This is a genomic window from Desulfosporosinus sp. I2 (assembly GCF_000960765.1).
Classification (GTDB): domain Bacteria; phylum Bacillota; class Desulfitobacteriia; order Desulfitobacteriales; family Desulfitobacteriaceae; genus Desulfosporosinus.
In genome coordinates, this window is sequence record NZ_JYNH01000006.1 from 43,032 (window position 1) to 60,220 (window position 17,189).

General features: G+C 41.2%; 20 protein-coding genes and 1 tRNA gene. 20 read left to right on the forward strand and 1 reads right to left on the reverse strand.

All coding sequences use genetic code 11. The features are described from left to right. The first annotated feature begins 89 nt into the window (after positions 1 to 89). The 17 genes from UF75_RS02995 to UF75_RS03065 all read left to right on the forward strand — a co-directional run bounded on the left by UF75_RS02995 (position 90) and on the right by UF75_RS03065 (position 11,880). Positions 90 to 536, forward strand: a complete 447-nt coding sequence (locus UF75_RS02995) for an ACT domain-containing protein (protein ID WP_045573116.1) — start codon at positions 90 to 92, stop codon at positions 534 to 536. A gap of 59 nt (positions 537 to 595) precedes the next feature. Continuing rightward, a tRNA-Pro gene (locus UF75_RS03000) sits at positions 596 to 672 on the forward strand. 782 nt (positions 673 to 1,454) lie between these two features. Then, a complete protein-coding gene (locus UF75_RS03005) occupies positions 1,455 to 3,683 on the forward strand; it encodes a hypothetical protein (RefSeq protein WP_045573117.1) in 2,229 nt (742 codons plus the stop codon). Positions 3,684 to 3,893: 210 nt separating this feature from the next. Continuing rightward, positions 3,894 to 4,340 (forward strand): hypothetical protein, encoded by a 447-nt coding sequence (locus tag UF75_RS03010; RefSeq protein WP_045573118.1) that lies wholly within the window; start codon positions 3,894 to 3,896, stop codon positions 4,338 to 4,340. Between the two features lie 523 nt (positions 4,341 to 4,863). After that, positions 4,864 to 5,232 (forward strand): hypothetical protein, encoded by a 369-nt coding sequence (locus tag UF75_RS03015; RefSeq protein WP_045573119.1) that lies wholly within the window; start codon positions 4,864 to 4,866, stop codon positions 5,230 to 5,232. An 86-nt stretch (positions 5,233 to 5,318) separates the two neighbouring features. Continuing rightward, entirely contained in the window at positions 5,319 to 5,666 is a 348-nt protein-coding gene (locus UF75_RS03020) for a hypothetical protein (RefSeq protein WP_156146189.1), read from the forward strand. A 78-nt stretch (positions 5,667 to 5,744) separates the two neighbouring features. Then, entirely contained in the window at positions 5,745 to 6,047 is a 303-nt protein-coding gene (locus UF75_RS03025) for a hypothetical protein (RefSeq protein ID WP_045573120.1), read from the forward strand. Positions 6,048 to 6,364: 317 nt separating this feature from the next. After that, positions 6,365 to 6,745: a hypothetical protein gene (locus tag UF75_RS03030; RefSeq protein WP_052692970.1), complete on the forward strand. Its 381-nt coding sequence runs from the start codon at positions 6,365 to 6,367 to the stop codon at positions 6,743 to 6,745. After that, positions 6,738 to 6,989, forward strand: a complete 252-nt coding sequence (locus tag UF75_RS29815; protein ID WP_242860088.1) for a HigA family addiction module antitoxin — start codon at positions 6,738 to 6,740, stop codon at positions 6,987 to 6,989. Before UF75_RS03030 ends, UF75_RS29815 begins: the two co-directional genes overlap by 8 nt. Next, the gene (locus tag UF75_RS03035) at positions 6,950 to 7,837 is read left to right on the forward strand and encodes an ImmA/IrrE family metallo-endopeptidase (RefSeq protein ID WP_242860089.1); all 888 of its coding nucleotides are present in this window, start codon (positions 6,950 to 6,952) and stop codon (positions 7,835 to 7,837) included. The genes UF75_RS29815 and UF75_RS03035 overlap by 40 nt, the downstream gene beginning before the upstream one ends. Positions 7,838 to 8,376: 539 nt before the next feature. Beyond that, positions 8,377 to 9,204: a DUF2779 domain-containing protein gene (locus UF75_RS03040; RefSeq protein WP_052692971.1), complete on the forward strand. Its 828-nt coding sequence runs from the start codon at positions 8,377 to 8,379 to the stop codon at positions 9,202 to 9,204. Positions 9,205 to 9,506: 302 nt separating this feature from the next. Then, the gene (locus UF75_RS03045) at positions 9,507 to 10,136 is read left to right on the forward strand and encodes a DUF488 domain-containing protein (RefSeq protein WP_045573121.1); all 630 of its coding nucleotides are present in this window, start codon (positions 9,507 to 9,509) and stop codon (positions 10,134 to 10,136) included. Further along, entirely contained in the window at positions 10,133 to 10,582 is a 450-nt protein-coding gene (locus UF75_RS03050; protein WP_045573122.1) for a DUF488 domain-containing protein, read from the forward strand. The genes UF75_RS03045 and UF75_RS03050 overlap by 4 nt, the downstream gene beginning before the upstream one ends. 27 nt (positions 10,583 to 10,609) lie before the next feature. Further along, positions 10,610 to 10,906 (forward strand): hypothetical protein, encoded by a 297-nt coding sequence (locus tag UF75_RS03055; protein WP_052692972.1) that lies wholly within the window; start codon positions 10,610 to 10,612, stop codon positions 10,904 to 10,906. Positions 10,907 to 11,010: 104 nt separating this feature from the next. Next, entirely contained in the window at positions 11,011 to 11,262 is a 252-nt protein-coding gene (locus UF75_RS26105) for a hypothetical protein (RefSeq protein WP_348983021.1), read from the forward strand. Between the two features lie 125 nt (positions 11,263 to 11,387). Beyond that, positions 11,388 to 11,648, forward strand: coding sequence for a hypothetical protein (locus UF75_RS03060; RefSeq protein WP_045573123.1), 261 nt, complete (start codon positions 11,388 to 11,390; stop codon positions 11,646 to 11,648). Continuing rightward, positions 11,632 to 11,880, forward strand: a complete 249-nt coding sequence (locus UF75_RS03065) for a type II toxin-antitoxin system RelE/ParE family toxin (RefSeq protein WP_045573124.1) — start codon at positions 11,632 to 11,634, stop codon at positions 11,878 to 11,880. The genes UF75_RS03060 and UF75_RS03065 overlap by 17 nt, the downstream gene beginning before the upstream one ends. A gap of 26 nt (positions 11,881 to 11,906) precedes the next feature. Here the strand turns inward: UF75_RS03065 and UF75_RS03070 are convergent, their stop codons facing one another. Next, positions 11,907 to 13,205 carry a lactate racemase domain-containing protein gene (locus tag UF75_RS03070; protein WP_045573125.1) on the reverse strand — a complete coding sequence of 433 codons (1,299 nt, stop codon included), beginning with the start codon at positions 13,203 to 13,205 and terminating at the stop codon, positions 11,907 to 11,909. 242 nt (positions 13,206 to 13,447) lie between these two features. Here UF75_RS03070 and UF75_RS03075 point away from each other — a divergent pair, with 242 nt between their 5' ends. The 3 genes from UF75_RS03075 to UF75_RS03085 all read left to right on the forward strand — a co-directional run bounded on the left by UF75_RS03075 (position 13,448) and on the right by UF75_RS03085 (position 17,137). Continuing rightward, positions 13,448 to 15,367 (forward strand): sigma-54-dependent Fis family transcriptional regulator, encoded by a 1,920-nt coding sequence (locus UF75_RS03075; RefSeq protein ID WP_045573126.1) that lies wholly within the window; start codon positions 13,448 to 13,450, stop codon positions 15,365 to 15,367. A 334-nt stretch (positions 15,368 to 15,701) separates the two neighbouring features. After that, the gene (gene garR, locus UF75_RS03080) at positions 15,702 to 16,589 is read left to right on the forward strand and encodes a 2-hydroxy-3-oxopropionate reductase (protein ID WP_045573127.1); all 888 of its coding nucleotides are present in this window, start codon (positions 15,702 to 15,704) and stop codon (positions 16,587 to 16,589) included. Between the two features lie 128 nt (positions 16,590 to 16,717). Beyond that, positions 16,718 to 17,137 (forward strand): PPC domain-containing DNA-binding protein, encoded by a 420-nt coding sequence (locus UF75_RS03085; RefSeq protein WP_045573128.1) that lies wholly within the window; start codon positions 16,718 to 16,720, stop codon positions 17,135 to 17,137. Positions 17,138 to 17,189: the final 52 nt, after the last annotated feature.

Genomic DNA, 17,189 nt, shown 5'->3' on the forward strand with positions numbered 1-17,189 from the left:
GTTCTTATTCTTGCCAAACTCACATAAATTGGCTTATAATAAGTCAGAACATTAAGGGATTGATCGTTGAGATAGATAGGAGCGATTAGGTGGCTGGCAAGACTCATGATTTTCTAATGGTTAGTAAAAGTATTTTGCCCGAAGCCATATTAAAAACCGCTAAGGTCAAAGAACTCCTAGCTCAAGGAGAAGTCTATACAATTCATGAGGCTGTAGAGCTCGTTGGGCTTAGCCGAAGCGCCTATTATAAATATAAAGATGGCGTCTTTCCGTTTTACGAGGCTAGTCGGGAAAGAATCATAACGATTTCCCTTCTTTTAGAAAATAAGGCTGGAGTACTATCTCACGTACTGAATTTTATTGCCTCGGTAAAAGGTAATGTCCTGACTATTAATCAAGGGATTCCGCTCCAAGGAGTTGCCAATGTTTCGATTTCTATTGAAACCGCTGGAATGGCAGACACTCCGGAGAATTTATTAGCTGGGCTTGGGGAAATCTCCGGGGTTAGAAAGATTGAAGTAATCGGTCAAACTTAGGCTTGCGGTTTTTGAACAAATATGGTATCCTTTAAAAGCCTTCAAATGAGGCGATATATCGGGGCGTGGCTCAGCTTGGTAGAGCGCTACCTTGGGGTGGTAGAGGTCGCATGTTCAAATCATGTCGCTCCGACCAGTATTATCAAGGCTTTCAGCCTTTTAAGGTAGGCAGGTCAAACCCCAAATGTTGACCAAATGCCGACCAAAAAAAATAGACCATAATAAATGGTCTATTTTCATATCCTGCTCTTAGTTCTATCTGCTTTCTTCTTATTGGAGCTCGATGATTTTTCGATTGGTCTAGTACATCATTTTCATACAGCCATGTCGCATGATAATGCCGAAGAAAGTGCAAACGAGTCTTCGGTATTTTTTTGTCTCTTACGAGCTTCGCTTAATGTCTAGTGTCGCTATCGGGTCGCATCGGGAACATCAATTGGTCACTCTTTATATTCTTGTCATTAATATCAATATTTTTCGCTCGTTCTTTTTGAGCGCGAAGCCATCCATGATCACGACTTTTAAGAGGTCCATTAAATAAGGTGGAGCTGGAGGCTGGCACGAAGGCTGGTACAACTCCCAGTAAAGGAAGAAAACATCTACATCAATCTTAAGTCATTTACTCCGGGCGGCTGGATCAAGAGTGCTCACCCGTTCCTCGACGTTGTGGCAGACTGCAGGCAGGACTACAGCTGGCTGTTATAGGAGGCAAATTGTAAGCCGTATTGGAATTTAGTACAGATTATTGGGGGCTGTCTCATAATGATGTCTGAGGACATTCATGAAAAGGCAGCTCCTTTCACTTTCATGACAAGTGGACGGATTGCTTCAGAGTAATTTGCCAAGTTGTCTGACATTTTTCGAAGCCTGAACATATTATATTCCAGTAATTTCTTTGAGAAGGAATGAATTCAGAGCATGCTATTTGAACGGGAAGACTGGAAATTGTTCAGAAATATGGAGACACTGCCCCAAAAGGCAGGGGTGCCTAAAAGCAAATTATCCCTGTTGGTTTGTAAGGAACTGGTGGACAATGCCCTAGATCTAGGCGGAGATTGTGAAATTGGTTATGGGGGGGAGTTTTTTTATGTCAAGGATCACGGCAGCGGCCTGGATCCCGAACTGTTTTCCATCAACAGGCCCCTCAGATCCTCTAAGTATTTAAGATTGCCCACCAGAGGAGCGCTGGGGAATGGCCTGCGCGTGGTAGCCGGGGCGGTAGCAGCGTCGGGCGGCGAACTCTATGTTTCCACCCGAGGGAAAACTTATAAAATCCATTGGCAAAAGGACGGCAGGGCCCTCCCGGAATGCTTAGGCGCATATCACGAAGAGGGGACAAAAATCAGCTTGACTTTAGGCAAAATGCCCATCGATTCAAACTGGGCGCGCCTGGCGATAAACTATGCCCAAGGTGAAACCTACCGGGGAAAAACCTCTCCCTATTGGTATACCAGCGAGAACTTTTTTGAATTGTTTCAATCCTTCAGCGGATCGGTCAGGGAACTGATCGCCCAATTTGACGGCTGTACCGGCAGAAAAGCAGGGATAATAGCCGCTAACTATTCCAAGACACCTGCCGCTGCCTTAGACTTTAGCGAAACAGAAGGGCTTTTGGGTGAGCTGAGAGCCCAAGTTAAAAATGTTAATCCGGAGCGGCTGGGGCGGATCGGCCAGCTGGTTTACTGGAAGGGCTACTGTAAATCATCCGGTGTCTTTAAGGTCAGGACGATGAAAGGGAACCAGGAGGCGGAAATACCCTTTGTCCTGGAAGTCTATGCGGCGCTCTCCGATACACCTCATCTCACGGTATTACTCAACAAATCCCCGGTGACCGGCGAGGTCAATATCTACCACAACAAAAATGAGCTGAATCTTCTCGGCTGCGGCTTAACCTGCAATGTTAAGGCCAAGCCCGCCGTTGTTTTAATCAATATCATCACACCTTATATCCCCATTGTGACGGACGGGAAAGAGCCAGATCTCTCGGTCATCGTCGACGAGATTCGAGACGGCATTAAAAAGGCGGTGGGCAGAGCCCCAAAATCCCTGACCACCCCTGGGATTAAAACAAAATCCCAGAAAGAAGTTGTGGCGGAATGCCTGGAAAAGGCTATAGCCAAAGCCAGCGGCAACGGGGAATACCGCTTCAGCCTGCGCCAGCTCTATTATGCCGTCCGGCCCTACGTGATCCGTGAAACGGGGAAAGAACCGGATTACACCTATTTCTGCCGGGATCTGATCGGCAGTTATGAGGCGGAACATGGCGACATTCCGCTGATGTACCGGGATGAGCGGGGGACGCTGTACCACCCCCATTGCGGTCAGGATATTCCCATCGGCACCATCGCGGTGGAAAATTATCAGAAGCCGGCCTGGACCTTCAACAAAGTCCTGTATATTGAAAAAGAGGGCTTCTTCAATGTGCTCAAGGATAAGAAAATCCCGGAGAAATATGATCTGGCCTTGCTCACCAGTAAAGGTTATGCCAGCCGGGCGGTGAAGGATTTGTTGGATGCCCTCGGGGAAAATTCAGAGGAAGAGATCACCTTTTTCTGCATTCATGACGCCGACGCTTATGGCACCATCATCTATGATACCCTGCAGAATGAAACCGGTGCCAGGCCCGGCAGAAAAGTGAAGATCATCAATCTGGGCTTAGACCCTGAAGAAGCCCACGCTATGGGGCTGGAGGTGGAAAAGGTGGAAAAATCCGGCCGTAAGAAGGGCGTGGCCAGCTATATTGATCCCTTGTGGGAGAGATGGCTGCAGAACTACAGAGTGGAACTGAATGCCATGAGTACTCCCCAGTTTCTGGCCTGGTTGGAGGGAAAAATCCAACTGCACGATAAAGGCAAAGTGATACCCCCCGAAAGGATCATGCAGGAGAGCCTGGATCAAAGCCTTCAGGATAAACTGGGCCAAAGGATTGCGGCGGAACTGTTGGAACAACATCACTACGACGATCAGGTAGAGCAAGCGGTTCGGCAGGTCAAAGAGCGCTGTGGGGACAGCCAAGCCCGGTTAGCGGAGACGGTGCCGGCGGAACTGGGGCAGGAACCGGTCCGGCACTGGAAGGATGTTGTGGAAGCTGTGTCCGAGGAGATGATTAAAAATTGCTGGTTTTCAGGTCTGACAAATCTAGATTAGTCCAGGACAAAACCGCCAGATTTTTAAACTGGAGGCTGTGTGCAGGTTCAAAACAGGCCGACCCGGGAGGAAAGCTGCTCCATAGCTGCTTATGACTCTGAACCTATGTCAGCAGTTGACGACTTTGAATCGTTACAGCTTCAATTACGATTCCAACGAAGCACAAAAGTTGAGACAAATTCAGAATTCTAAGAAACAAGGTTGCGCGGCATGCTAACACAGGAAGAGTTAGATGATCTGCATCCCATTATTAATGTTCAATATAACATAGTAACTAAAATGACTCAAAAAATTGAAGATATTGAAACAGCCTTTTCTACAAATAGAGATACTGCGATGGAAATGAGTATTACTCCGGCATCAATTGAAATTATTTTAAGAATGTATATAATGATCCGTCATTTTGTAGAAAACGACGATATTGTTTTTATGGTGGGAGGTAATCCTAAATACCGTTCCATGTTATTAAGTTCTCATTCTATAGCTTGTGCGGCAAATGTTGGAAAAGTATATTTAAGGCAAGGAAACCCTCTTGCTGTTAATTATGCTGAATGGTTAGCGTTAATTAGATACCTCATTCCATCGGTTAAATATTGGTTATTTGATAGAGCAGAATTAGAACTGAAGCATCTTGAAAGTATTAATGACGATATTTAGGATCAATTACTTGAAAACTCCGACAAACTATTGAAAAAGTCAAAGTTTGAGAATATGGAGCCTATTATATTGGGGGAAGTAACCAGTTGTTACAGGAGTGCAAAGTCCGAGGATATGCTCGCCTCTGCCACATGGACACGATGACAAAAACCAAAAAGCTGGAGTCCGCAGGACATTCTCGCCACAGCATAGAATGTTCTGCTGGCTAGCACCGAGCGAACGATTCCCACCCGTCCGCGTATGAGCGACGTAGGAGGGAATTCGCGGTCCTCGGCACCGGCCGCGTATGACCAGCGTGAGCGGGAATTCGGGGACGGACGGCCAGCAGGCCGAGTCCACTGGCAGCCGCACTTTCCTGTGCGTGCGGCATGGTCCGTCCAGCGATCCAAAGAAGTCTCAAAAGGTAGTATGAGAGTACAATGACCTGCACTATGCATAGGTTTTCTGAACGATTATATGTAGTATTAATAGATGTTCAGTTCTTAGAAGAGTAATGATAATAGGAATACCGAGCAGATGAATAATGCCAGCCAAGTCGGATGCAGACCTTGACGCAATCCTGAGCGGTACTACCAGTATGCTAAACGGAGGGGAAGGATGCCGAAGACAAGAGTATCTAGAGCAAGGAGCCAAACTAGAAGATTTGAAAGCGGCTCTGGTAAGAATCGAACCGGCCTCTTTTTCGCGCTATCATCAATTGCTAAAACTGCTGAACAGTGGGGAATACGGTTGGAACGTTAAAACAAGCAAGGACAGGATCGTACTCTTTACTGAACGCATTGAAACGATGCGTTTCCTGGCAGCTCAATTACGCAAAGATCTAAAACTTAACGAACAAACAGTCCAAGAAATGTGCGGATTTCAAATGCCTCCGTCACTAATGAAATTCTAAGAATTTATCAAGGATACAAAAACTATAGCCTTGGTGATTTTCTTCATCATTTGAAGGGGAATAATGATCAATTCTATAAAAAATTCTTGAATCCGTATGGAGATGAGAAGTACTGTAAATTCGAGATTATTGATGAGACTGTATTATACCAAAAGGGTTTGTATTCCTATATTTCACAAGGGGAAGTGAAGTATATAGGAAGATGCCGGGATAGCTTTTATTCAAGAATTAATACTGGGTATGGATATATCAGCCCAAAGAATTGCTACATTGATGGACAGGCCACTAATTGCCACATAAACAGTAAAATTAATAGTGCGGGTGAAGGTCTTGAGTTATGGATCGCATCTCTGGAGAATGAAATCGAGATCATAGAACGTGAAAGAATTCTAATCAAAAAGTATCAAACTAAGTGGAATATTGCGCTAAAGTAATGGGCGATTGTTAGCCTTGAAATTGATAATTTTAGCTCCCCATATTGTGACCGAGTTTGTTTGAGGTGGTGAGAGGTTATGAGGGAAAATGCTTTTACTGATTGGTTGGAAATTGTTGACGGTAGGGATATAAGACAAACAAGAGATAATGTTTCAAGAGCAAAACGTGTAGAACACGCGCTTACTGAATATTTGCAAAGATCGGTGCTATTAGAAGATGAATACAATCAAGACAGATGTGCTTCAATACTTGAGAATCTATCGATAGATTCTGCTGGTATAATTCCTGTTACAATAAATCTTCCGAAAGATAAAAATGGATTATCAAGTTTAAGGACAGCAGTAAATAAGTATATAAGATTTTGTGATGAAACAAAATAATTATGTTTTAGCCGCTTTAGTTCTGACGCTCTAGATGAGCGTCTTTTGTATTCTGTTTATTTTGTAGTTTTGCCATCGTCTTCAGAGACGTTCAAATATCAAGCGGCCTGTTGCAACGGTAACCCTTTGTCGGTCTGAACGATTTCCTGACGCTTGAATTAAGAGTCTTTTTTTATTCATATCGTATTCGGTGGAGGAATTTGGCAACTCATGAAGAATCATTGTAGGGGTAGCGGATTATGGCACAACTGAATAGCATTATGAGGCAAATTGTATAGATATATATTAAAAAAATATTACCAAAAAGGTAAAATTAATTGCATTACATAAAGGGGTGGAATATAATAAACATAGAATATAGAAGTGGTAAACTTCAAAAGCAATGTTCAGATTACTGTTTAGCTAAAAAAGATTTTGGGGTTGAGGTTGCAGATAAGCTATTGAGTTTAATCAATTTCCTCGATAATGCTAAAAATCTAATGGATATTTCAGTCATGCGCATATATCATTTGCATCCGTTAGAGCGTGATAGAAAGGGTCAATTTGCTTTGGATTTAGGGCGAAGATTAGGATGGCGTTTAATTGTAATTCCATTGGATCATGAAGGTAATAGATGGAGCACTACCGTTGATGTAAATATTATATACAAATCAACCACAGCAATTTTAGTCTGGGAGGTGACAAAACATTATGAGTAAAGCTGAATATAAAGAGCTAGTAGCTTTTCATCCAGGGTACTATCTAAAAGAGATTATTGAAGATATGGGGATTACCCAAGACGAGTTTGCTAAAAGATTGGAAACAAGCGGGAAAAATTTAAGCGATTTGTTAAATGGAAAAAGCAAATTATCGAATGAAATTGCTTTAAAGCTTTCTATCATGTTTGGCACATCGACAGATGTGTGGCTCAACTTGCAAAAACTTATAATGAGAAAGTTATAGAGATTGAACGCAGAAAAATTGAGGATTATGAAGCGGGTTGTGCTCAATTAATAGATTACTCTTATTTTATTGATTTAGGAGTAGTACCGATAGTAAGAAAATCGGCGGATAAGGCTAAAGAGTTATTGAAATTTTTTAAGATAGCATCATTTAATGTCTTGAAGACTACCGACTTTTTAGTTAATTATAGAACGGCCGTTTCAGTCATCAATGAGAAAAATGTTATTAATTCAAATGCCTGGGTTCAAACCGCTTTAAATATTGGTCAACAGATAAACACAGAGTCATTTGATTTAAGAAAGCTTAATAGTTATTTGCAGGAAATTAGAAAAATGACATTACAGAATCCAGCGGATTTTTTGCCAAGATTGACAGAAATATTGGTATCTTGTGGTGTTGCATTTGTTGTTCTACCACACTTGAAGAATTCTGGTGTTAATGGGGCAGTAAAATGGATTAATAAAGAAAAGGTAATATTGGCGATCAACAATAGAAGGAAGTACGCAGATATATTTTGGTTCTCTTTGTTCCATGAAATTGGTCATGTCTTACAGAGAAAAATTACAATGCTAATAGTTGGCATAGATGTTGAAGAAATGGATGAAACAAATAAAATCTTAGAAAGAGAAGCGGATGATTTTGCCAGAAATAGTTTATTACCAATGGACCCTTATAGTGAATTCTTAAGCGGTAAAGATTATTCAGAAGGAGCTATAAGGCGATTTGCAAATAAAATAGATATACATCCTGGTATTGTAGTAGGTCGGTTACAAATAGAAGAACACATTGGATTTGAACGTTCTAATGGGCTTAGAGAAAAATATATTATCCACAAGAAAAAAAAGTAAAGAAAAGTGGGCTATTATGAAAAAGAAATCAAAGCTAGTCAGTAAGCCTAGAACAAGATCTCTCTTCAATACTGGCACACGCCCCCATAAATCAAATAAAGACTACACCCGAAAAATTAAATATAAGCAAACGACCTCTGAAGATGGAGAGCAATAAATAGAACCCCTGGTTATCAAGTTGTCCTGCCAGTTATGCTAGGTTTTGTGCGTTGGAAGTTTTGAAATAGTTCCACTACAAGGCTTTTCTTGCATTTTGATTCCGAAGCGTCTGAGGAGCGGAGCTAGGTCAAACTGAGGCGCTGAGCACTGTCCCTGATGCTCAACAGCATATCAATTAAATATTGGCAACCACGTTCCCCTATACTATGAAGTGTAGGGGAATTCTTTGGACATATTTCAGTCTTTCGCCATGTTTCGCCGTCAATTTGGATTATAGTTGTCTACAAGGACAATAGCACCGATAATCGACACCGCTGAATTCATAAGTAATAAACAACGATTTGTCTTCGCCTCTTGGTATAGTGGTGATGAGGGAGGGGTTGGGTTATGCGACCCAGATATCTAACCGTCCTTATGAAGGCATTGCCTTTCAGTTTTCCCACCATGTAGTGCATAAAGACGGGCGGATTGAACATCGCGGACAATACCTTAACACGGCACCAGGGGTATTCCCCAACTATGATTTTCTCAGAAGTCTGAAAAACGAATTAGACCAGGATCAAGGGAGCATTTTCCGGTATGCTGCGCATGAAAACACATACTTAAATATGATTTATCGGCAATTGAGGGAAGACCAAGAGGATATACCCGATCGGGAGGAACTCTGTAGCTTCATTCGTACCATTACAACTCCAGTAAAAAAGAGCAAAGAGTGGGTGGCAGGGCCCCGTAATATGATCGATATGTGCGAACTTGTCAAACGTTATTATTATGATCCCGCCACGAAGGGCTCGAATTCCATTAAGCAGGTTTTGCCAGCGATTTTGAATAGTTCACGATTCCTACAAGAAAAATACGCCAACCCTATTTATGGCGCCGATAGCGGTATCCCTAGTTTGAATTATCGAAACTGGAAATGGATTGAGTACGTCGAAGACAGGGTACTAGATCCCTATAAATTATTGCCTAATATGTTTCAGGATATCTCGGAAAAGGACTTCGCAGTGTTGAGCGATAGTGATGAGTTGCGTGATGGGGGAGCGGCATTAACAGCTTATGCTCGAATGCAATTCGAAGAGATGTCGGAATATGAACGTACGGAGATTGAGAAAGCATTGTTGAAGTATTGTGAGCTGGATACCTTAGCAATGGTTATGATTTATGAGGGGTGGAAGAATTTAGTTTACCCGAAATATGAAAAGGTTTGAAACAAATTAATCAGATTGCCCCCCGAAAATTATCATCACAATAGCGGATGATTTGCTGATTACATATCAAAAGGGCGAGGAGTTGTGGGAGCGTTATCCAGGATATTAGGAGGTGTGAGGGTGACCATTACTTATAAAAAGTGCCCAAAATGCGGGTCGAAGAATTCATTGCTTACAACAACCGTAGCTAAGTAATAAATATGTTGTTTGTAAAAAAATGTTATTAATTTGAATATTATTGTTTAGCTCATAAGATCAATAAGGTATACTATAAGAAAAGCACTAAAAAGGGGGTTCTTGAAGTGCAGAAACTTTACACTATTGGCCATTCAGTTCATTCTGTTGAACGATTTGTAGACATGCTTAATAAGTACGATATAAATTGTCTAATAGATGTTAGAAGTACACCTTACTCAAGATTTGCACCCCAATATAATATTTCTGAGATTAAAAAGATCTTACAAAATAATCAGAAACAGTATATTTTTATGGGAGAGGAATTTGGAGCAAGGCGTTCTGATACAGCCTTATACGATTCGAGTGGCGTTCTTGACTTTAACAAAGTAATCAAGAGTAGTCTATTTCAATCTGGTTTTAACAGAGTAAAAACTGGTTTGGATAAAGGATTTAACATAGCTTTTATGTGTACAGAAAAGGATCCAATTGATTGTCATAGAAGTATTTTAGTCGGTAGAGCTTTCAATGATGAGAAGTTTGACGTTTCTAATATACTTGAAGATGGAAGTGCTGAGACACAGGAGGAACTTATCGAAAGACTATTAAATCACTACTTTCCAAACAGAAATCAAGCTAATATCTTTGATTTTTTAGAAGGCGAAAAAAAGAGGGAAGATCTAGTTCACGAGGCCTATATCCTGAGAAATAAAGATATAGCGTATAAATTAGAAGAAAAAGAGGTTGGAATAATTTGAAATTGTATACTTTGGGATTTACAAAGAAATCAGCTAAACAATTTTTTGAAGTATTAGGGAAAAGCAATATTCAAAAACTCGTTGATATTAGATTAAATAATATTTCTCAATTAGCAGGATTTACTAAGGGAGCTGATTTGAAGTATTTCCTGGAAAAGTTATGCAATATACAGTATGTGCATAATGTTAGCTTTGCTCCGACAAAAGATATTTTAGATGATTATAAAAAGAAGAAAATTTCATGGGACCAATACGAGAAGAGGTTTAATGAATTATTAGGTCAAAGGAATATCGATGGAAATTTGATTAAAGATTTCTCGATAGAATCAGAAGTAATTTGTCTATTATGTAGTGAACCAACTCCAGAGAATTGCCATAGGAGATTGGTGGCAGAGTTCATTAAGAGAGAATTCCCAGATTCAGATATAGAAATTGTCCATTTGTAGGAAAGTTTCTAAGGGGAGTGGGAGAGTGTGGGGAAAGAAATAATTCTACTTGCGGAGTCTAAGAAATATAACAATTTATGTATTGCAGGGATCGATACGAGCACAGGTGATTGGATAAGAATCGTTTCACAAGATAGTGGCGTTTCTCACGCAGTCAAGGTTGAGGATGCAATTTATGAAGATGGAAGTGTTCCAGAATTACTGGATATTGTTGAAATAGAATGTAATGGGTGTCAATTAAATTACTACCAAATTGAAAATTATGTATATGATCCTGGTTACTATTGGTCTAAAATCGGACGAGCTACAAAAGAGACGTCTTAAAAATCCACCCACTTGAACATAAAGATTTTATATTTCACAATACAGATAAGAGAGTACATAAAGATTATCTCCTTGAACTTAATGATGAATTTAAGTATTCGCTTATGCTTATTAGACCCACTAGGATCAAGGGACATGTGAGACAGTGGCCAAATAGGAAAGATGTAATATTGCAAGTGGCTGGAGTAAGTTTAGTTTTCAAATCGAATATCCACCAAAAATATGCCGTCATTGACCAAAGAATTGTGTGGTATGGAAGTATCAACCTTTTGAGTTTTGGTAGTGCCGAAGAAAGTATCATGCGACTGGATAGCCCAAACATTGCTAATGAATTAGTAATGAGCATGGACAAATAAAATACAGCCGGGAAATATCAAGTTTCCCGGCTATATTATTCTTAATGATCTTCAATTAATTTATGATATAATATATGTAAGTAATTGTAAGTGAAATGGATGTTAAATTTAGGGAGGTATTCGGTATGACTTTAGCGCAAAAGATTGAGCAGATTTTAAAAGATGAGTTAAAGCCTGAAAATATTAAAACAATTATCGATTTAGCAGAATTGTTAAAGGTTAGAGAAAGCCAAAAGAAATGGGATGAAATTAATGAGTCCGAACATGAATTTATCGCTGCGGAAGAACAGTCCCATCTTAATGAAGTAAAAGCAAAAGGTCAATTTATTGACCAAGATGAACTTCTACAAGAATTGGGGATAAGCAAAGATGAGATACAAAATTAAGTATGAAAAAGATTGTCTTGAATACTTAGAGAAATTGGATAGAAATACTCAAGTTAGAATCATTAATGCTATAAGCCAACTTCCGTTTGGGGATGTGAAAAAATTGCAAGGAAATATTAATGACTACAGATTGAGAGTTGGTAATTACAGAATTGTATTTAGCAAAGATGATGAAAACATATTAATTTGTGTCATCAAAATTGCTCCTCGTGGAGAAGTTTATAAGAAATGATAAGAGACCTGAAGAGGGTCTTTTAATTATTTCTGTATTAGCTTGAAACCAATGTCTGTCAGATTTCCTATCGAATCAAACGAAAAGTCCTCAGGTTTAGTAAGTATCGTGATATCCGCATGCTGCTCTGCCTCGGCGAGCATCGCTTCAGAAATAAAGATTTCATCAAGATGAAGCGAATTAGGAATGCGAACTAGGCGAAGTTGACTTAAGTCGTAAACACCACAGGTTTTAATGGTAGCTTGAATAGCTAAACGATCTGTCTCCATGATGAGAGGAATCCGCCCAGAGGGGGTAGCTGTCGAGGTTAAAATATTGGCGTAAGTGATATCGAAGTTGATCTTGTTAAACAGGCGTCGGGTGGTGATATCCGCGAGACCCATTCCACAGGTATTCCCGTGACTACGGTCTGTAACATCGAGCACGACCAGTCTTGAAGGCGGTTTAGCAGTAGGAGCAACACAGGTTGTCGAGGCGCGACCGATCGTATGTGAATCCATGCCCCCTCCCGAAAACTCCTTACCTAACTGATCCACGATGAGAACGTCAATGTGTTGTAATAAAATTTTGGGAAGATTTGCTTTGGACTCAATAAGTAGCTTTTGGTCCATAGCAACAATTTCTTCAGGTCGTACTGCTACAATTTTTGCTATACGATCATAGGCATTTTCCACAGTGCCAATCCCAAATATGAAGGATGCCTTCTCTAGTTTTATCTTGGTCATTTCCATGATGAACTCGCCCATACGTGTGAAGCCGAAGACATGACAGGAGTCCGCACCTTTTTGTTTGCCTAAGCCGATGGTAATCATCTTGGAAAGACCGCTTTCGATGGGTCCAGTGAAAGCATTATGGGCTTTGATACGGTTAACAACGATAATGCCATCCGCTTCGAACGCGTGTTTATCGATTAAGATAGGTAGTCCGATATCAAGTACCCCTAGTTGAACAACTTCCATAGACGAAATTATAGGGCAACCGATCGTAGCTTCGGTTATTCCTAGATTAGCTAAGACTTGCTGCTGTCCTTCTGCCGTTGCACCGCCATGACTGCCCATGGCCGGAACAATAAAGGGTGAGGCTTCAAGTCCCTTTAACTCGTCTACCAAAGTTCGGACGATGAGAGGAAGTTCTGCCATCCCACGACTCCCAACAGCAATGGCAATACGCATTCCTTTTTTGACACTTCCGCTAATCTCCGGTCTTCGGATTTGTTCCCTGAGGGTTTGCGCAACATCCTTAACTTCTATAGCAGGAAATTGTTGGCGTATTCTAGCCATCTTGGGTAAAGGGATGTTCTGGAGCATCTCCGTAATAACTGACATTTCCTTAAACCACCTTTACAATTATAAGTAATTATGCTAATCAAATAACATGCAAGCAGCATGCCAAAAATAGAGACGTATAGACCAAGTGAACTCGTCCCACTAAAGCTGCATAAAATGACCTGTAGGGACAACCTTTGTGTTTGATGCTACAAATGTTGCATTTTCCAGTTAATACTAAGCTTGTACAAACAGTCTTTGTTTGAGATATAATAGAAGAAAATTCGAAATAGGTGGTGCCCATGGAGAAGATCGCTTTTATAGCTCCGTTTGAGAAGATTTTGGCTATGGGTCAAAAGGCAATTGAAGAATTAGGGCTTGAAGATAAGGTGAAGTGTTATCTTGGGATTCATGCCTATGGTGTGGAAATTGCCAAAAAAACCGTCAATAGTGGGACGGACGTCATCGTTAGCCGCGGGGGAACGGCTGAGCTTATCGCTAAGTCTGGTATTCAAATACCTGTGGTTGAGATACCGATCACTGTTCAAGATTTGGCGGAGGCCTTGGTCAAAGCAAAGAAATTAACGGGGTTGGATAATCCGAAGATTGCTGTAATGGCCTTTAAAAATATGATCTATAGCGTTGAAGTCTTTGCCAAGGTAATGGACATTCAATTAATTATTTATAAGGTGGATACGGAAGAAGAAATACCCGGCATGGTGGAACGAGCCCTTCGGGAAAAGCCCGATGTCTTGGTTGGCGGTAAGATCACAACGACCTTAGCGACGGAAGCGGGTGTAAAAACGGTATTACTCACATCAGGAATTGATTCGTTTCGGACAGCCTTTCAGCAAGCGGAAACCCTGTCTTATGTCCGACGCCTCGAGAAGGAACGGATGCAGAAATTTCGTGTCTTAGTGGATTACTCCACCCAGGGAATTATTAGTATTGATAGTGAAAAACGGATAGAGGTTTTTAATAGCGCTGCTGAACGATTATTAGGCTATAGCGCGCTTGAGGTAACTGGGAAAAATATTGAAACAGTTTGCTCTTCTCTCCCTGTCGATAGCTGCTTGAAAGAAGCAAAGGATTTACGGGGCGAATTGCTAAAAATCAACCATAAGAAAGTCATTGCTAACATTATCCCGATTATCATTGGCGAAGTTGTGACCGGCGCCATGATCACCATTGAAGATGTAGGACAAATTGTGGAAATGGAAGCAACGATTCGCAAAAGTATTTATAGCAAGGGATTGACTGCTCAGTATCAGCTGAGTGACATTCGAGGATTATCACCACAAATTATTGAATCCAAACGGATTGCTCAAGAATACGCGGGTGTTGATGCGACCGTCTTGATTCTTGGCGGATCTGGGACCGGGAAGGAATTATTTGCTCAGGGCATTCACAATGCCAGTAAGCGAAAGCAGAGCCCCTTTGTGGCGGTGAATTGTGGGGCAATCCCATTTAGCCTACTGGAGAGTGAACTCTTTGGCTATGTTGAAGGAGCTTTTACAGGCGCGAATAAAAAGGGTAAGGCTGGTTTCTTTGAATTGGCCCATGGAGGCACGATCTTCTTAGACGAAATTGCAGAAATGGATAAAATTGCTCAGACTAGTTTGCTGCGTGTTATTCAAGAAAGGCGAGTCATGCGCCTGGGAGATGATAAATATTTACCGATTGACGTAAGAATTATTGCTGCTACGAATAAGGATCTGCTCCAGTTGGTTAGCGAGGGCACATTTAGGGAGGATCTTTATTATCGGCTGAATGTTCTTCCGCTAGAATCACCAGCTTTAAGGGATCGGCTTGGAGATGCGGTTTACATTGCTGAACACTACGTGGGTATTTACAACAAGCTGTTTGGCAGAGATGTTCAATTAAATAAGCAAGCGAAGGAGTATATTAACTCCTATGACTGGCCAGGTAATATCCGGCAACTTCGGAACGCGATGGAACGATTTGTGCTCATAACTAAAGAAAGAGAAATTTCTGCTGAATTATTGGAGAATATGCTGGGAGTCATGACGGTAAGGAAACCTATAACTCCTAGCGAAAATTTGCCAGAGGATACCTCTGAAAAGTCAGAAATTCTACGGGTATTAGAAGAGACTGGCTATAATCAGAAAGAGGCGGCTAAAAGGTTAGGAATCGATCGAAGTACACTGTATCGGAAACTAAAAGCCCTTAAAGTCGAAGTAAAAAAGGTATGCAACACATGATGTTTTGCATGCCCCATGTTTTAGGAATAAGCGCAACAATTGTTGCGCTTATTTTTTGTAGCTTCATTTATTTTAAGCCACTTACCAGAAAACAGTTTTTGCACCTCAACAGCTCATCTGCACTTAAGGGGCAAGGTCTGAGTGACTCGGCGCAAGCGGAGCTTTCATTATTATTTCTGAGCAATTAAACAATGGAGAATTATGAGGATATACGAAAGAAGTAAAGCAGAGTTTGTTGGCATGAAATTTGCAATATAAACCTATTGCGAGAGATCTGAAGAATTTGTCATTTTTACTCCCAAATATGGGTTAATTTTTAGGAGGTGCTTCAAGTATGAAGGTTGGATTTATTGGCTTAGGGATTATGGGCAAGCCCATGAGTAAGAATTTGATTAAAGCAGGTTATGAACTTGTGGTTATGGACAAGAACCAAAGTGCATTAGCGGAAGTCGTAGCGGCTGGAGCTCAATCTGCGACGACACCTAAAGAAGTTGCGGAACAGTCGGATATTATCATTACGATGTTGCCTAATTCCCCTCATGTCAAAGAAGTTGTCTTAGGGGAAAACGGAATTATTGAAGGGGCTAAAGCTGGAGCGATTGTCATTGATATGAGTTCGATCGCTCCCCTAGTTAGCCGGGAGGTTGCGGAAAGTCTGGCGGTCAAGGGAATTGAAATGCTCGATGCCCCTGTCAGTGGGGGAGAACCTAAAGCAATTGATGGAACGCTGTCCGTAATGGTGGGAGGTAAGCAGGAAATTTTTGATAAGTGCTATCCCATCATGAAAGCTATGGCGGGGTCCGTTGTTTTAACAGGGAGCGTTGGGGCAGGAAATGTCACTAAGCTTGCTAATCAAATCATTGTCGCCATCAACATCGCTGCAATGTCAGAAGCCTTGGTCTTAGCCACAAAGGCCGGGGTTGAACCGGAATTGGTTTATCAAGCCATTCGGGGAGGTTTGGCAGGAAGTACAGTTCTTGATGCCAAGGCCCCCCTCGTGATGGATCGCAAATTTGATCCTGGTTTCCGCATCAATTTGCATATTAAGGATTTGAGTAACGTATTAGACACTTCTCATGAATTAGGAGTACCATTACCGCTGACAGCAGCTGTCATGGAAATGATGCAAGCCCTTAAGGTAGATGGTATGGGTGATGCCGATCATGGAAGTCTAGCCCGCTATTATGAGAAAATGGCCCAAGTGGAAATCAAGCGTAGCTAAAGCAAAGGATTTTACTGCAGACATGCTTTCGCTCCAATATCATAAGAACCTCTTATTACCGATAAGAGGTTCTACTTTAAATAGGTTGAAAGATAACTTGGCACCGCTCTTTTAAAGTGGAGGTAATTATGGAATACCGACAATTTAACTCGAAAATCGTCTTGCGGCTCGATAAAGGTGAAGAAATTATTAAATCTATTAAGGATTTATGTAAGGCTGAAGGAATTTCACTTGCTTCAGTTTCCGGCATTGGAGCCGTTAATAAAGCAAATATCGGGCTTTTTGAACAAGCAACAAAGGTTTACCATCCACGGGAACTCACAGGAAGCATGGAAATCACCAGCTTGCAAGGAAATGTTTCTGAAATGGGTGGTGAAGTTTACCTGCATCTGCATGTCACGCTTACCGATTCCACTTATCAGGCCTATGGTGGTCATTTGAACATGGCTTGGGTCGGCGCTACCGTTGAAATCATACTTGATGTAATTGATGGAAAGATAGACAGAGTCAAGAATGAAGAAGTGGGACTTAATATTATTAAATTTTAGTGGCATCGAGGCTCAGAAGCATAGGGATGAGGCTCTTCAAAGGAAGTGAAGT

Coding starts and splice junctions, on each gene's coding strand:
- UF75_RS03015 (WP_045573119.1), top strand. CDS start 4,864: ATGCCAGCCAAGTCGGATGCAGACCTTGACGCAATCCTGAGCGGTACT.
- garR (WP_045573127.1), top strand. CDS start 15,702: ATGAAGGTTGGATTTATTGGCTTAGGGATTATGGGCAAGCCCATGAGT.
- UF75_RS03005 (WP_045573117.1), top strand. CDS start 1,455: ATGCTATTTGAACGGGAAGACTGGAAATTGTTCAGAAATATGGAGACA.
- UF75_RS29815 (WP_242860088.1), top strand. CDS start 6,738: ATGAGTAAAGCTGAATATAAAGAGCTAGTAGCTTTTCATCCAGGGTAC.
- UF75_RS03085 (WP_045573128.1), top strand. CDS start 16,718: ATGGAATACCGACAATTTAACTCGAAAATCGTCTTGCGGCTCGATAAA.
- UF75_RS03060 (WP_045573123.1), top strand. CDS start 11,388: ATGACTTTAGCGCAAAAGATTGAGCAGATTTTAAAAGATGAGTTAAAG.
- UF75_RS03065 (WP_045573124.1), top strand. CDS start 11,632: ATGAGATACAAAATTAAGTATGAAAAAGATTGTCTTGAATACTTAGAG.
- UF75_RS03075 (WP_045573126.1), top strand. CDS start 13,448: ATGGAGAAGATCGCTTTTATAGCTCCGTTTGAGAAGATTTTGGCTATG.
- UF75_RS03070 (WP_045573125.1), bottom strand. CDS start 13,205: ATGTCAGTTATTACGGAGATGCTCCAGAACATCCCTTTACCCAAGATG.
- UF75_RS03025 (WP_045573120.1), top strand. CDS start 5,745: ATGAGGGAAAATGCTTTTACTGATTGGTTGGAAATTGTTGACGGTAGG.
- UF75_RS26105 (WP_348983021.1), top strand. CDS start 11,011: ATGCTTATTAGACCCACTAGGATCAAGGGACATGTGAGACAGTGGCCA.
- UF75_RS03010 (WP_045573118.1), top strand. CDS start 3,894: ATGCTAACACAGGAAGAGTTAGATGATCTGCATCCCATTATTAATGTT.